Origin of the sequence: Serratia sp. Nf2, assembly GCF_003028435.1 — a bacterium.
GTDB lineage: Bacteria > Pseudomonadota > Gammaproteobacteria > Enterobacterales > Enterobacteriaceae > Serratia > Serratia marcescens_L.
Genome location: NZ_PYTW01000002.1, coordinates 573387 through 587431, shown reverse-complemented (window position 1 = coordinate 587431; position 14045 = coordinate 573387). Strand labels below are relative to the sequence as shown.

Below are 14045 nucleotides of genomic sequence, written 5' to 3'. Positions count from 1 at the left end.
CAATCTGAGCCATGATCAAACTCTTCAATTAAAAGCTTGATTTGCTTCCACTCGAGAAGCGATGCTCAAAGATTTACTGCATGAATTTTACTTCAGTTAGTCACTCTTCAAGACTTGATATTTTTTTTGCATCCGAAGATGCTGGATATCGTCTTGTGGAGTGCCCACACAGATTGTCTGATAAATTGTTAAAGAGCAGTGCCGAGAAACTCATCGGCGCGGGCTGCGTATATTACGCTTTTCGCCCTGAGAGTCAAGCGTTTATTTCGCTTTCCTCTCGCTGACCCGGCGGCTTGTCAGTCGTTGTTCCCGGTCAGTGGAGGCGCATTATAGGGAGTTCTCGGCGGGCCGCAACCCCTAAATGCAAAAAACCTCTCAAGCGCTCAAATAATCACCCAAAATGCCTTTTTAGGATGTTTATTAGTCAAAAAACACCGGTTTTAGCACAGCAATAGCGGCAAACCCTGTAAATAGAGACAAACGAAGATAAAGAAAAGGGAGCGGTCACCCGCTCCCTTTCATCTTTATGACGCTCGATTGCCGTTATTGGCGTGCAACGATATGGTCGTTTTCCACATCCAGCGTCACCAGCTTGCCGGGGATCAGCTTACCGGACAGGATTTGCTGCGCCAGCGGGTTCTCGATCTCCTGCTGAATAGCGCGTTTCAACGGACGTGCACCATACACAGGGTCGTAACCGGTTTTGCTCAACAGCGCCAGGGCCGGTTCGGTCATGGTCACTTCGTAACCGCGCTCTTCCAAACGCTTGTACAGACGCGACAGCTGAATCTTGGCAATTGCAGCAATGTGTTTCTCGCCCAGCGGATGGAACACCACCACTTCGTCGATACGGTTGATGAACTCCGGACGGAAGTGGTGACTCACCATCTCCATCACCGACTCTTTCATCTGTGCGTAATTCATCTGACCGAAATGCTCCTGGATCAGATCGGAGCCCAGGTTGGAAGTCATGATCACCACGGTATTGCGGAAATCGACGGTACGGCCTTGACCATCGGTCAGTCGGCCGTCATCCAACACCTGCAACAGAATATTGAATACGTCCGGGTGCGCTTTCTCGACTTCATCCAGCAGAATCACCGAATAAGGCCGGCGGCGCACGGCCTCCGTGAGGTAACCGCCCTCTTCATAGCCGACATAACCCGGAGGCGCGCCGACCAGACGAGAAACGGAGTGTTTCTCCATAAACTCGGACATGTCGATACGCACCATGGCGTCGTCGCTGTCGAACAGGAACGAAGCCAGCGCTTTGCAGAGCTCGGTTTTCCCCACCCCGGTCGGGCCGAGGAACAGGAACGAACCGATCGGCCGGTTAGGATCAGACAACCCGGCGCGGCTGCGGCGGATAGCATTAGAAACCGCGCTGACCGCTTCGTCCTGGCCGATAACCCGCGAATGCAGCTCTTGCTCCAGGCGCAGCAACTTGTCACGCTCCCCTTCCAGCATTCTGGCCACCGGGATCCCGGTCGCACGCGCCAGCACTTCGGCAATCTCCGCATCGGTCACCCGATTGCGCAGCAGTTTCATGCTCTTGCCTTCGGCCTGCGTAGCGGCAGCAAGCTGTTTCTCCAGCTCAGGGATTTTGCCGTATTGCAGTTCTGACATCCGTCCCAGATCGCCGACGCGGCGCGCCTGCTCCAGGGTGATTTTGGCCTGCTCGAGTTCAGCCTTGATGTTCTGGGTGCCGGAGAGCGAGGCTTTTTCCGCTTTCCACTCTTCTTCCAGCTCCGAATATTCGCGCTCTTTCTGCCCCAGCTCATCGCTGAGCATGTCCAGGCGTTTCTTGCTGGCGTCGTCAGACTCTTTATTCAGCGCCTGCTGTTCCAGCTTCAACTGAATGATGCGGCGTTCAAGCCTGTCGAGAGACTCCGGCTTGGAGTCCATCTGCATGCGAATGCTGGACGCCGCTTCGTCGATCAGGTCGATAGCCTTGTCCGGCAATTGACGATCGGCGATATATCGGTGCGAAAGCGTTGCCGCCGCCACGATGGCCGGGTCGGTGATCTGCACGTGGTGGTGCAGTTCGTAACGCTCTTTCAGGCCGCGCAGGATAGCGATGGTGTCTTCCACGCTCGGCTCCGCCACATACACTTTCTGGAAACGACGTTCGAGGGCCGCATCCTTCTCTATATATTGGCGGTACTCATCCAGCGTGGTGGCACCGACGCAGTGCAGTTCGCCGCGCGCCAGCGCCGGCTTGAGCATGTTGCCCGCATCCATCGCGCCGTCCGCCTTACCGGCGCCGACCATGGTGTGCAGTTCGTCGATAAACAGGATAACGCTGCCTTCCTGCTTGGCCAGATCGTTGAGCACGCCTTTCAGTCGTTCTTCAAACTCGCCGCGGTATTTGGCGCCGGCGATCAAGGCCCCCATATCGAGAGACAGTACGCGCTTGTGCTTCAGCCCTTCCGGCACTTCGCCGTTGATGATGCGTTGCGCCAGGCCTTCGACGATGGCGGTTTTACCCACGCCAGGTTCGCCGATCAGCACCGGGTTGTTTTTGGTACGGCGTTGCAGCACCTGAATGGTGCGACGGATCTCTTCGTCACGGCCGATCACCGGGTCAAGTTTGCCCTGCTCGGCGCGTTCAGTCAGATCGATCGTGTATTTCTTCAATGCTTGCCGCTGGTCTTCGGCGCCTTGATCTTCCACGCTGTCACCGCCTCTCATTTGTTCAATGGCTTTGCTGATTTTGTCCGCCGTTGCGCCGGCCGCTTTTAACAAATCGGTCAACGAACCGCGGTCTTCCAGCACCGCGAGCACAAACAGCTCGGAAGAAATGAATTTATCCGCACGCTTCTGTGCCAGCTTGTCGCACAAGTTCAAAACGCGCACCAGCTCGTGAGACGGTTGAACGTCGCCACCGGTACCTTCTACCTGCGGTAAACGGGACAGTGCCTGTTCGATCTCGGTGCGCACGCGCCCGGCATCGATACCTGCGGAAGTTAAAAGTGGACGAACCGTGCCCCCTTCCTGATTGAGCAGGGCGCTCATCAGATGTAGCGGTTCAATAAACTGGTTGTCGTGCCCAAGGGCTAGTGACTGGGCATCGGCGAGGGCAAGCTGGAATTTGTTGGTAAGACGATCCAGACGCATAACACCTCCAAGATGGGTCGAAATTGCTACTGGAGATTAAATGAGGTCATCCCTCAAATTTTCAAGGTTATCTCGACGCTAAATTTTCGGTACAACGCCATGCGTCGTTGGATCGTCCTAATTCAATAGGTTATATCAGCCAGATTAAACTTGCCAGACGTCCGGTTATTCCATCGCGTCGATAGGAGAAAAAATGGCTCGTTTCGTTAACCGTGCAGCGGTCGCCGCCATAGATGGCCTGAACGCCTGCACGCAACAAGCGTTGGCGAGCCAGCAAGTAGATATTAGCCAAAAACTTATCGCCGTGCGGCGTAAATGCCAACGCGGCTTCAGCATCTTCCGCCATGAAAGCGGCGCGCACCTCCGACCCGACCTCAAACTGCTGCGGACCGATCGCCGGCCCCAGCCAGGCGCTGATCTGGCCCGGCGCGGCGCTGAACGCCGCCACGGTTTGTTCCAGCACGCCGTGGCACAACCCACGCCAACCGGCGTGGGCGGCGGCCACTTCGTCGCCGTGCTGCGAACAGAACAGCACCGGCAGGCAATCCGCCGTCATCACTGCACACACCTGCCCCGGCACGTTGCTGTACACCGCATCCGCCCGCAGATCGACGGGCGCTTGTCCCGTCAACGGCATCACGCGGGTACCGTGTACCTGCTCGAGCCATACCGGCATCTGTGGCAAGCCGGCGGCGGTAACCAGCCTTTCTCGATTGCACTTCACCGCTTGCTCCTCGTCACCGACGTGGGTGCCGAGGTTCAGCGAGTCATAAGGCGGCAGGCTGACGCCGCCGCCGCGCGTGGTGCTGCAAGCTTTAACGCCGGGAGGCAACGGCCAGTCGGGCAGAATGAGCGGGTTCATTACCAGTCCATCTGATCTTTGAATTCTTCGGTGTCTGCCTTCAGCGCGTTGATCAGATCGACCATGTCCTGCGGCAGCGGCGCATGCCACTCCATCTGGATGCCGCTGATCGGGTGGTACAAACGCAGCATGGTGGCGTGCAGCGCCTGACGGTCAAAGCCGCGCAGCGTGTTGATGAAGGTTTCCGAAGCGCCTTTCGGCGGACGTGGACGGCCGCCGTACAGCGGATCGCCCACCAGCGGATGGCTGATATAAGCCATGTGTACGCGGATCTGGTGAGTACGGCCGGTTTCCAGACGCAGACGCAGGCGGGTGTGTGCGCGGAAGTGCTCCATGATGCGGTAGTGCGTCACCGCCGGTTTACCCATCGGATGCACCGCCATGTGGGTGCGCTTGGTGGAGTGACGCGCGATTGGCTCTTCTACCGTGCCGCCGGCGGTCATGGTGCCGATCGCCACCGCTTCGTATTCACGGGTAATTTCACGCGCCTGCAGCGCTTCCACCAGCCGGGTTTGTGCCGGCACGGTTTTCGCTACCACCATCAGACCGGTGGTGTCTTTATCCAGACGGTGCACGATGCCGGCACGCGGCACGTCGGCGATTTCCGGGTAATGATACAGCAGCGCATTGAGCACCGTGCCGTCCGGGTTACCGGCACCAGGGTGCACCACCAAATCGCGCGGCTTGTTGATCACCAGGATGTCGCTGTCTTCATAGACGATATCCAACGCGATATCCTGCGGCTCCCAACGCGCCTCTTCTTCAATCTGTGCATCGATGGCGACGGTCTCTCCGCCCAGCACCTTCTCTTTCGGTTTATTTGACGTTTTGCCATTGACCTGCACCCGATCGCCCAGGATCCACTCTTTTATGCGAGATCGTGAATAATCAGGGAACAATTCGGCCAAAGCCTGATCTAAACGTTGTCCGAGTTGAGATTCGGCCACCGTTGCGGTGAGTTGTACTTGTTGTGCCATATGCAGCTTCTTCGTTAACGTTGGGTTTTCACGGCGATGCCGTTTAATATAATGTGCTATTGTACCTGGTCTTTGTCGGGAGCTTAACGGACAGTCTCCCGGAATAACACCCTGAGGATAATCAAAACGTCATGACGCGTATGAAATATCTGGTGGCGGCAGCCACGTTGAGCCTGGCGCTGGCAGGTTGCTCCACATCCAAGGATGCGGTTCCCGACAACCCACCTTCGGAAATCTATGCTACCGCGCAGCAAAAGCTGCAGGACGGTAACTTCAAGGGCGCGATTACGCAACTCGAAGCGTTAGATAACCGCTATCCTTTCGGGCCGTATTCCCAGCAGGTCCAGCTGGATTTGATTTACGCCTACTATAAGGCCGCCGACTTGCCGATGGCTCAGGCATCCATCGATCGCTTCATGCGCCTGAACCCGACGCACCCGAACATCGATTACGTGATGTACATGCGCGGCCTGACCGACATGGCGCTCGATGACAGCGCACTGCAGGGCTTCTTCGGGGTTGACCGTTCAGATCGCGATCCTCAGCACGCTCGCGCTGCGTTCCGCGACTTCAGCCAGCTGATTCAGCAATACCCGAACAGCCAATACGCGACCGACGCCAACAAGCGTTTGGTGTATCTGAAAGACCGCTTGGCCAAGTATGAGCTTTCGGTGGCGGAATACTACACTAAACGCGGTGCTTACGTCGCGGTCGTTAATCGCGCCGAGCAGATGTTGCGTGAATTCCCGGATACCAAAGCGACGCACGACGTGTTGCCGCTGATGGAAAATGCCTACAAGCAGCTGCAGCTGAACGGCCAAGCTGACAAAGTGGCCAAAGTGATCGCCGCCAACCCGCAATAACCGCGCGTCGGCATCGGCAGAAAAACCAAACGGCAGCCTCGGCTGCCGTTTTCATTGGCGTTGACCGGGTTTTTACTGGGAAAATACACAAGTAAAAACACGGTGTTAGCTAACGCTCCTCACCGGTCAACTCATCGATAATGCGCCATCCGGCGGCAACTCTCAAGCATTAGATAACCAATTCAAATGCTGAATCACAGATTGAACTAACTTTGCAAAAAGTGACAAAAAATCGTGATTTACATCACGCATTTAAACAAAAAGCGGGGTATGCTGGATTCACCAAGACGGAAAGACAGAGAGGTAAGTTATATGACATTGAACATTACCAGCAAACAAATGGATATCACTCCCGCAATCCGCAATCACGTCGAAGACCGTCTCACCAAACTGGAAAAATGGCAGACCCAGCTGATAAACCCGCACATCGTCTTATCCAAAGAACCACAGGGGTTTGTCGCCGACGCTACCATTACCACGCCGAACGGCCCGCTGGTCGCCAGCGCCAAACATGATGACATGTATACCGCCGTTAATGAGCTGATCGCCAAGCTGGAGCGCCAGCTGAACAAGGTGCAACACAAAGGTGAAGCGCGCCGCTGCAACGCCAGCGTGAAAGACATCGTGCCGGAAGTCACACCGGAAGAAGAATAACTGTCCGAGTCCGACTACGGTTACCGCATCAAACGCGCCCGAGGGCGCGTTTTTTGTCGGGTATTTTTGTTGACGGGGTAAAAGCCAGCGGTTACTTTAAAACCTGTTCGCATCAACCTTAGGTAGACCATGCTACGTACATCGTTTTTCTTCGCATTCTTTTTTACCTTCCCCTGACTGGGAGGCGTTTCGTCGTGTGAGAAAGAATGCGAAGACGAACAACAAGGCCTCCTGGAAACAGGGGGCTTTTTTTATGGCTGTTTTATAACGAATAAGAACTGAAGGCGGAAGCTGATTATGACTGACAACCCGTTATTGGTGCTGCGCGAGCGCATCAGCGCACTGGATTTGAAACTGTTGGCCCTGCTGGCGGAACGCCGTGAGCTGGCGATCGAAGTCGGCAAGACCAAGCTGCACTCTCACCGCCCGATCCGCGACAAAGAGCGCGAGCGCGATCTGCTGGATGCGCTGATCGCCGCCGCCAAGCCTTACGACTTGGACGGTTTCTACGTCACTCGCCTGTTCCAACTGATCATTGAAGACTCCGTTCTGACCCAACAAGCGCTGCTGCAGCACCAGCTCAATCCCGTCAGCCAGCACTCCGCCCGCATCGCCTTTCTCGGCCCGAAAGGCTCTTACTCGCATTTGGCGGCGCGCCAATACGCTGCCCGCCACTTCGATCAGCTGATTGAATGTGGCTGCCAGAAGTTTCAGGATATCTTCGCCCAGGTGGAAACCGGCCAGGCGGACTACGCGATTCTGCCGATCGAGAATACCAGCTCCGGCTCGATTAACGAGGTGTACGATCTGTTGCAGCACACCAGTCTGTCGATCGTCGGTGAACTGACCAACCCGATCAACCACTGCGTTCTGGTAGCCGGCGACAGCGATCTTAGCCAGATTGAAACCGTCTACAGTCATCCGCAGCCGTTCCAGCAGTGCAGCCAGTTCCTTAACCGTTTCCCACACTGGAAAATCGAATACACCGAAAGCACTGCAGCCGCGATGGAGAAAGTCGCCAAGCTGAATTCGCCGAAAGTGGCCGCGCTGGGCAGCGAAGCCGGTGGCGCGCTGTACGGTCTGCAGGTGTTGGAACACAACCTCGCCAACCAGCAGCAGAACATCACCCGCTTTATCGTCCTGGCGCGCAAAGCGATCGAGGTTTCTGAGCAGGTGCCGGCCAAAACCACGCTGATCATGGCGACCGGTCAGCAATCCGGCGCCTTGGTCGAAGCGCTGCTGGTGCTGCGCGACAACGGCATCATCATGACCAAGCTGGAATCACGCCCGATCAACGGCAATCCGTGGGAAGAGATGTTCTACATTGATGTGCAGGCCAACCTACGTGCCGACGCGATGCAGAAAGCGCTGCGCGATCTGGCGTCGATCACCCGTTCGCTGAAGGTGTTGGGTTGTTACCCGAGCGACACCGTAGTGCCGGTCAACCCTTCCTGACCCGATAAAAAAGGGTTCGGCCAAGCCGAACCCTTCATTTTTATTTACCACCGGTATTTTACTGCCGACTGTCGTTGGCCTGCCGCAACAGCGTGCGGCTCTCCACCAGGAAACGCTGGGCGTAATCGCCGAACCAGTGTTCCACCTTGCGGAAACTGTCGATAAACGCCTGTTTATCGCCATGCTCCAACAGCTTTATCGCCTCGCCGAAGCGCTGGTAGTAACGTTTGATTAACGCCACGTTTTCTTCCGACGACATGATGATGTCGGCATACAACTGTGGATCCTGCGCGAACAGGCGGCCAACCATCGCCAACTCCAGCCGGTAAATCGGCGAGGAGAGCGCCAGCAGCTGCTCCAGCTGTACGTTCTCTTCCGCCAGGTGCAGCCCGTAGGCGAAGGTGGCGAAGTGCCGCAGTGCCTGAATAAACGCCATATTCTGATCGTGTTCGACCGCGCTAATGCGATGCAGCCGCGCGCCCCACACCTGCAGCTGTTCAAGCAACCATTGGTAAGCCTCCGGCTGGCGGCCGTCGCAGTAAACCACTACCTGCTTCGCCACGCTGCCCACGTCCGGGCCGAACATCGGGTGCAGCCCCACCACCGGGCCGCTGTGCGCCGCCAGCATCGCGTGCAACGGGCGGTTTTTCACCGATGCCAAATCCACCAGAATACAGTCGTCGGGCAACGGCGGCAGGTGGCTTATCACCTGCTCTGTCACATGGATCGGCACGCTGACGATCACCATGCCGGCGTCGGCCAACAGCTGCTCCGCCTGCGGCCAATCTTCCTGATCCAATACCCTGACCTGATAACCCGACAGCGTCAGCAGACGGTTGAACAGCCGGCCCATCTGGCCGTTGCCGCCGATGATGACGATCGGCCGCAGCTGCGGGCACAGGGTTTTAAAGCCTTTATCGTTCTCGCTGACGTACGATTCGCGCATCACGCGGCGCAAGACGTCCTCGATCAAATCCGGCGGCACGCCGAGGTTTTCCGCCTCCTGACGGCGCGAGGCCAGCATCGCCGCCTCACGCTCCGGCACATAAACCGGTAAACCGTGGCGGCTTTTCACCTCCCCCACTTCCGCTACCAGATGCAGGCGTTTTGCCAGCAGATCCAGCAACGCTTTATCCACCTCGTCGATTTGATCGCGCAACGCGGTCAGTTCTGCCACCATAACTTACTTTTCTCCCGTGCGTGCCGTCAGCGCAGCGCCGAGTTCCTGATGCATATGACGCAGCAGCGTTTCCGTGCTCTCCCAGTCGATGCAGGCGTCGGTGACGGACACACCGTAACGCATGTCTGCACGCGGCTGTTCGGAAGACTGATTGCCCTCATGCAGATGGCTCTCCAGCATGATGCCGGTGATCGAGCGGTTGCCCGCCTTAATCTGCTCCACCACGGACTCGGCCACCGCCGGCTGACGGCGATAGTCTTTATTCGAGTTGCCATGGCTGCAATCTATCATCAAGGACGGGTGGAGTCCCGCCTCGAGCATCTGTTTTTCACAGGCCGCAACGTGCTCGGCGCTGTAGTTCGGGGTTTTGCCGCCGCGCAGGATCACGTGCCCGTCCGGGTTGCCCTGCGTCTGCAGCAGGCAAACCTGGCCCGCCTGGTTGATGCCGACGAAACGGTGCGGCATGGCGGCGGCGCGCATGGCGTTGATGGCGGTGCCCAAACTGCCGTCGGTGCCGTTTTTGAAGCCGACCGGCATCGACAGGCCGGAAGCCATTTCACGGTGGGTCTGCGATTCGGTGGTACGCGCACCGATCGCCGACCAGCTGAACAAGTCCCCCAGGTACTGCGGGCTGTTCGGATCCAACGCTTCGGTAGCCAACGGCAAGCCCATGCCCACCAGATCCAGCAACAGGCGACGCGCGATATGCAAGCCTGCTTCAACGTCAAACGAACCGTCCATGTACGGATCGTTGATTAAACCTTTCCAGCCGACAGTGGTTCTGGGTTTTTCAAAATAGACGCGCATAACGATGTACAGCTGATCGCTCAAGTCAGCCGCCAGGGTTTTCAAACGACGGGCGTAGTCCAGCGCCGCATCCGGATCGTGGATCGAACAAGGCCCGCACACCACCAACAGGCGATGATCGCGCCCCTGCAAAATGTTGGCGATGGTGTTACGCGCAGTGGCAATTTCATTTTCGTCGTCTGCACTGAGCGGGAACTGGTTCTTCAGCTCCTCCGGCGTGATGAGAACCTGTTCTGCACTGATGTGTACGTTATTGAGCGCGTCTTTTTGCATGATGCTATTCCTGTCGTTTGGCGTTATGCGTTGAAATGGAACATTGAGCGTTTCAGGGCTCTACCTTACCACGCAATGTAAAGTTTTCAATCCAATTTCCGTAAATAAAAAATTACCGTACTTAATCTTATGAAAAAGCATTCGTAAAAACCTTAAGGTAGAAAAATAAATAACAATAAATTCAATTAGATAATCAAGAATAAAGTTCATCGCAATGCGCCTGTGCGCCTTCCCCATCAAAACCCTTAACTGTAAATATATTTGTACAATTGATTTTACAGGGAAGCCACGCCGCCCGTCTCGGCGCCAGCGAATGGGCAGCAGCGGATACCGTTAGACTCAGCACGAAATGCCGCCGAAAGCGATGAATTTAAGTAGAAGAAAAGCGAATAAATGAGGAATAAAAACTAAAAACTTAAGCTAATGGCGGCTATTTTTGTCGCCGAAATGAACCGATATAATGTGACCGTCATCAACAATAACCACCCTTAACAACTGGATCCAAGATGCTCTCTTCTCGCGCTCGTCGCGCTTTTCCGCTGTATATTTGCTGCTTAACGACTTTCACCAGTGTTTCAGCTCTTGCCGATAATACGCTTTTCACCGCGATGGACGATCCGGCCACCGCCAAGAAACCGTTCGAAGGCAACGTGCAGGCGGGCTATAACGCCCAGTCAGGCAACTCGCAGAGCTCCACCCTGCTGGCCAACACCAACATGACCTGGTTCAACAGCGACACGGCGTATAGCCTGTGGGGGGCGGCCAATAATACTACCTCCTCCAACGTGCGCTCGTCCGAAAAGTACCAGGCCGGTGGCCGTACGCGCTATAACCTGACCGATCGCAACTATCTGTTCGGCCAGGCAAGTTGGCTGAGCGACCGTTTCAACGGTTATGACTCGCGCTCCACGCTGACCGGCGGTTACGGCCGTCAACTCCTCAACGGGCCGCTCAGCGATCTGCGGGTGGAATTCGGTCCCGGCGTGCGCCATGACGAATACCATGGCGGCGGCCGCTCGACCAAAGGGCTGGCCTACGGTGCGGCCAACTACTCCTATCAGCTGACCGACAACACCAAGTTCATTCAGGGCGTTTCCGCGCTGGCGAACGAGGAAACCACGCTGAACTCGGAAAGCGCGTTGAACGTGGCGATCAACGATCGCTTCTCACTGCGCGTGGCCTACACCGTGACCTACAACAGCAAACCGCCGGCCTCAGCGCCCAAGAACACCGATACCACCACCTCGGTCACGCTGGTCTACGGCCTGTAACTTCCCCCACCCAGAATTTCTCGAAGCCCATCATCGATGGGCTTTTTTTATGCCCGCCGCCCTCTTTTGCACAATCTGCTAAAAATATTCATCCCGCCCATTGACGACTTTAGCAAATAGCTTAATACTGTATGCATATACAGTAATTATTATACAGCCTCGGGCCATGATGGATTTCGATAGAGAGCGACCAGTAACGCATCGATGACCACCACAGCTCCCGAGATGCTGTAAACAAAGCGAGCATAAGCTATGGAGAAAATCACCTCATTCATCACCTACGCCATGGCGCTGTTTCTCGCCTGGCTCGGCAAGCTCTCTCCGCAGGACATTGCCTTTTTAGTCGGTGCGGCGGTAGGCATCGGCACGTTTCTGGTGAACTGGTACTACCGACGTAAAAGCCTGCAGATCTTGAAGGCTATTGAGCGCAACGCGGCATATCGGAGGAAGATTTACGATGAGTGCAATCGTTAAGCGCTGCAGCGTCGCCGCCGTTTTGGCCATCGCCGTGCTGTTACCGTCATTTGGCGAGCTGCAAACCTCAGAAGCCGGTCTCAGGCTGATCGCCGATCTCGAAGGTTGCCGCCTGTCGCCTTACCAGTGCAGCGCCGGAGTGTGGACACAGGGCATTGGGCACACCGCCGGCGTCATCCCGGGCAAGACGATCGATGAACGGCAAGCCGCTGTGGATTTGGTCGACGATATTCGCCGTACCGAGCGTGGCATGGCCGCCTGCCTGCCGCAAACGCTCCCACAAGAAACCTATGACTCGGTGATCGCCTTCGCCTTCAACGTGGGCATCAGCGCTGCCTGCCACTCCACGCTGGTCACGCTGCTGCAGCAGCGCCAGTGGCAGCAGGCTTGCGATCAGTTGCCACGCTGGATTTACGTAAACGGAAAGAAAAACAAGGGGCTGGAACAGCGACGCGCCACGGAACGCGCACTGTGCTTGCAAGGCATTGCCTCATCATGACGGGCTCGCTCGCCTAAGTGGTGATGCCACAACAATTTCACTTAATTTGTTCAAGGGGGGTTCTTATGATGCACTGTCCACTCTGCGGTCACGTGGCCCACACTCGCTCCAGTCGCTATCTGAGCGAGTCGACCAAAGAGCGTTACCATCAATGCCGCAACATCAACTGCAGTTGCACGTTCGCCACGCACGAATCCGTTGCACGGGTGATCGTCAAGCCCGGCGATGACATTGTCCCGGCGCAGCCGCATCCGCCGGAGAATCAGCATAAACAAAGCGCCGCCGCGCTGTAATGCAAAAAGCCTGCTGATGCAGGCTTTTTTAATGTCGCTACAAGGCGGTCAAATCTCGCAAATGCAACGCAACTGGATTTTCAGATAAAAAAAGGGGTTGGCATAGGCCAACCCCCGATAACTATTAACTTTTGGATGCAGCGTTAGTTAACGCGGTTCAGACGCTCTTTGATACGAGCAGACTTACCAGTACGTTCACGCAGGTAGTACAGTTTAGCTTTACGAACGGCACCACGACGTTTAACAGTAATGCTGTCGATTACTGGGGAGTGAGTCTGGAATACGCGCTCAACACCTTCGCCGTTGGAAATCTTACGAACAGTGAATGCAGAGTGCAGACCGCGGTTACGGATAGCGATAACCACGCCCTCGAATGCCTGCAGACGTTTTTTGCTACCTTCAACGACCCATACCTTCACTTCCACGGAATCACCCGGACGGAATGCAGGTACGTCTTGTTTCATCTGCTCTTGTTCAAGTTGCTTAATAATGTTGCTCATAATATGTCTCTTACCCTAGGTAAACTGATATATCGGTCCCGTCTGATGTCAGACGTTTCCTTCATAGTCCTGTTGCCTAGCCTGATGTTCCCGTTGGAACTCAGCCAGCAACACCGCTTGCTCGTCAGTCAGAGCTAGGCTTTCTAGAAGTTCAGGTCTTCTAAGCCAGGTTCGGCCCAGCGACTGCTTTAAGCGCCAGCGACGTATCTCGGCATGGTTGCCCGACAGCAGAACCGGCGGTACTTCCATCCCTTCCAACACCTCTGGGCGGGTATAGTGCGGGCAGTCCAGCAATCCGTCGGCAAAGGAGTCTTCCTCCGCTGAGGCCTGATGGCCCAGCACACCCGGTATGAAACGGGCGACTGAATCAATCAGGGTCATCGCCGGCAGTTCCCCGCCGCTGAGAACGTAATCGCCGATTGACCATTCTTCATCAATTTCGGTTTGGATTACGCGCTCGTCTATCCCTTCGTAACGGCCGCACACCAGAATCATCTTCTGATTGGCCGCCAGTTCGCACACGCCGGTTTGATCCAGCTTGCGCCCCTGAGGTGACAGATAAATCACCTTTGCTCCCTCGCCTGCCGCTGCTTTCGCCGCATGAATGGCTTCCCGTAAAGGTTGCACCATCATCAGCATTCCCGGGCCGCCGCCATAAGGGCGATCGTCCACGGTACGATGCCGGTCGTAGGTGAAGTCGCGAGGACTCCAACACTGCACGCTCAGCAGGCCATTTTTTACTGCCCGGCCAGTCACCCCGTAATCGGTGATAGCGCGGAACATCTCAGGAAACAGGCTTACAATACCGATGAACACAAGC

At 56.0% G+C, this 14045-nt stretch carries 15 protein-coding genes and 1 other annotated feature; of the genes, 8 read left to right on the top strand and 7 right to left on the bottom strand.

From position 1 onward, the window contains the following. Positions 1-543: 543 nt before the first annotated feature. The 3 genes from clpB to rluD form a co-directional block, all read right to left on the bottom strand. The gene (gene clpB, locus C9411_RS07790; protein WP_025301647.1) at positions 544-3117 is read right to left on the bottom strand and encodes an ATP-dependent chaperone ClpB; all 2574 of its coding nucleotides are present in this window, start codon (positions 3115-3117) and stop codon (positions 544-546) included. 130 nt (positions 3118-3247) lie between these two features. Then, a complete protein-coding gene (yfiH, locus tag C9411_RS07785; protein ID WP_107226792.1) occupies positions 3248-3979 on the bottom strand; it encodes a purine nucleoside phosphorylase YfiH in 732 nt (243 codons plus the stop codon). Then, a complete protein-coding gene (gene rluD / locus C9411_RS07780; RefSeq protein ID WP_063991346.1) occupies positions 3979-4956 on the bottom strand; it encodes a 23S rRNA pseudouridine(1911/1915/1917) synthase RluD in 978 nt (325 codons plus the stop codon). The genes yfiH and rluD overlap by 1 nt, the downstream gene beginning before the upstream one ends. A gap of 131 nt (positions 4957-5087) precedes the next feature. Between rluD and bamD the strand changes: the two genes are divergently transcribed. The 4 genes from bamD (at position 5088) to pheA (ending at position 7928) form a co-directional block, all read left to right on the top strand. Further along, positions 5088-5819 carry an outer membrane protein assembly factor BamD gene (bamD, locus tag C9411_RS07770; RefSeq protein ID WP_004932456.1) on the top strand — a complete coding sequence of 244 codons (732 nt, stop codon included), beginning with the start codon at positions 5088-5090 and terminating at the stop codon, positions 5817-5819. Positions 5820-6131: 312 nt separating this feature from the next. Then, positions 6132-6473, top strand: coding sequence for a ribosome-associated translation inhibitor RaiA (raiA, locus tag C9411_RS07765; protein WP_060422373.1), 342 nt, complete (start codon positions 6132-6134; stop codon positions 6471-6473). Positions 6474-6601: 128 nt separating this feature from the next. Continuing rightward, positions 6602-6728: a sequence feature (Phe leader region), on the top strand. Continuing rightward, positions 6603-6650, top strand: coding sequence for a hypothetical protein (locus C9411_RS25800; protein ID WP_197687229.1), 48 nt, complete (start codon positions 6603-6605; stop codon positions 6648-6650). (Overlaps the previous feature by 48 nt.) A gap of 42 nt (positions 6729-6770) precedes the next feature. Further along, positions 6771-7928, top strand: a complete 1158-nt coding sequence (pheA, locus tag C9411_RS07760) for a bifunctional chorismate mutase/prephenate dehydratase (protein ID WP_063991347.1) — start codon at positions 6771-6773, stop codon at positions 7926-7928. Positions 7929-7986: 58 nt separating this feature from the next. Here pheA and tyrA read toward each other — a convergent pair whose 3' ends face one another. Together tyrA and C9411_RS07750 are read right to left on the bottom strand one after the other, a co-directional pair. Further along, complete coding sequence (gene tyrA / locus C9411_RS07755) at positions 7987-9108, bottom strand: bifunctional chorismate mutase/prephenate dehydrogenase (RefSeq protein WP_107226791.1); 1122 nt, start codon at positions 9106-9108, stop codon at positions 7987-7989. 3 nt (positions 9109-9111) lie between these two features. Then, on the bottom strand, positions 9112-10188 hold the full coding sequence (locus tag C9411_RS07750) for a 3-deoxy-7-phosphoheptulonate synthase (protein WP_038871801.1): 1077 nt from the start codon (positions 10186-10188) through the stop codon (positions 9112-9114). Positions 10189-10694: 506 nt separating this feature from the next. On the opposite strand from C9411_RS07750, the gene C9411_RS07745 reads away from it, so the two are divergent. The 4 genes from C9411_RS07745 to C9411_RS07730 all read left to right on the top strand — a co-directional run bounded on the left by C9411_RS07745 (position 10695) and on the right by C9411_RS07730 (position 12725). Further along, complete coding sequence (locus C9411_RS07745; protein WP_063991349.1) at positions 10695-11459, top strand: YdiY family protein; 765 nt, start codon at positions 10695-10697, stop codon at positions 11457-11459. A gap of 252 nt (positions 11460-11711) precedes the next feature. Next, complete coding sequence (locus C9411_RS07740) at positions 11712-11933, top strand: holin (protein WP_107226789.1); 222 nt, start codon at positions 11712-11714, stop codon at positions 11931-11933. Then, complete coding sequence (locus C9411_RS07735; protein ID WP_107226788.1) at positions 11917-12432, top strand: lysozyme; 516 nt, start codon at positions 11917-11919, stop codon at positions 12430-12432. Before C9411_RS07740 ends, C9411_RS07735 begins: the two co-directional genes overlap by 17 nt. Positions 12433-12497: 65 nt before the next feature. Next, the gene (locus C9411_RS07730; RefSeq protein ID WP_016929021.1) at positions 12498-12725 is read left to right on the top strand and encodes an ogr/Delta-like zinc finger family protein; all 228 of its coding nucleotides are present in this window, start codon (positions 12498-12500) and stop codon (positions 12723-12725) included. 143 nt (positions 12726-12868) lie between these two features. Here the strand turns inward: C9411_RS07730 and rplS are convergent, their stop codons facing one another. Both rplS and trmD read right to left on the bottom strand, forming a co-directional pair. Beyond that, the gene (gene rplS / locus C9411_RS07725; RefSeq protein ID WP_019455136.1) at positions 12869-13225 is read right to left on the bottom strand and encodes a 50S ribosomal protein L19; all 357 of its coding nucleotides are present in this window, start codon (positions 13223-13225) and stop codon (positions 12869-12871) included. 48 nt (positions 13226-13273) lie between these two features. Continuing rightward, on the bottom strand, positions 13274-14041 hold the full coding sequence (gene trmD, locus C9411_RS07720; RefSeq protein ID WP_004932485.1) for a tRNA (guanosine(37)-N1)-methyltransferase TrmD: 768 nt from the start codon (positions 14039-14041) through the stop codon (positions 13274-13276). Positions 14042-14045: the final 4 nt, after the last annotated feature.

What these genes read in the sequence shown, in the direction of transcription:
- clpB (WP_025301647.1), bottom strand. Translation starts at nt 3,117, where the DNA reads ATGCGTCTGGATCGTCTTACCAACAAATTCCAGCTTGCCCTCGCCGAT.
- yfiH (WP_107226792.1), bottom strand. Translation starts at nt 3,979, where the DNA reads ATGAACCCGCTCATTCTGCCCGACTGGCCGTTGCCTCCCGGCGTTAAA.
- rluD (WP_063991346.1), bottom strand. Translation starts at nt 4,956, where the DNA reads ATGGCACAACAAGTACAACTCACCGCAACGGTGGCCGAATCTCAACTC.
- bamD (WP_004932456.1), top strand. Translation starts at nt 5,088, where the DNA reads ATGACGCGTATGAAATATCTGGTGGCGGCAGCCACGTTGAGCCTGGCG.
- raiA (WP_060422373.1), top strand. Translation starts at nt 6,132, where the DNA reads ATGACATTGAACATTACCAGCAAACAAATGGATATCACTCCCGCAATC.
- pheA (WP_063991347.1), top strand. Translation starts at nt 6,771, where the DNA reads ATGACTGACAACCCGTTATTGGTGCTGCGCGAGCGCATCAGCGCACTG.
- tyrA (WP_107226791.1), bottom strand. Translation starts at nt 9,108, where the DNA reads ATGGTGGCAGAACTGACCGCGTTGCGCGATCAAATCGACGAGGTGGAT.
- C9411_RS07750 (WP_038871801.1), bottom strand. Translation starts at nt 10,188, where the DNA reads ATGCAAAAAGACGCGCTCAATAACGTACACATCAGTGCAGAACAGGTT.
- C9411_RS07745 (WP_063991349.1), top strand. Translation starts at nt 10,695, where the DNA reads ATGCTCTCTTCTCGCGCTCGTCGCGCTTTTCCGCTGTATATTTGCTGC.
- C9411_RS07740 (WP_107226789.1), top strand. Translation starts at nt 11,712, where the DNA reads ATGGAGAAAATCACCTCATTCATCACCTACGCCATGGCGCTGTTTCTC.
- C9411_RS07735 (WP_107226788.1), top strand. Translation starts at nt 11,917, where the DNA reads ATGAGTGCAATCGTTAAGCGCTGCAGCGTCGCCGCCGTTTTGGCCATC.
- C9411_RS07730 (WP_016929021.1), top strand. Translation starts at nt 12,498, where the DNA reads ATGATGCACTGTCCACTCTGCGGTCACGTGGCCCACACTCGCTCCAGT.
- rplS (WP_019455136.1), bottom strand. Translation starts at nt 13,225, where the DNA reads ATGAGCAACATTATTAAGCAACTTGAACAAGAGCAGATGAAACAAGAC.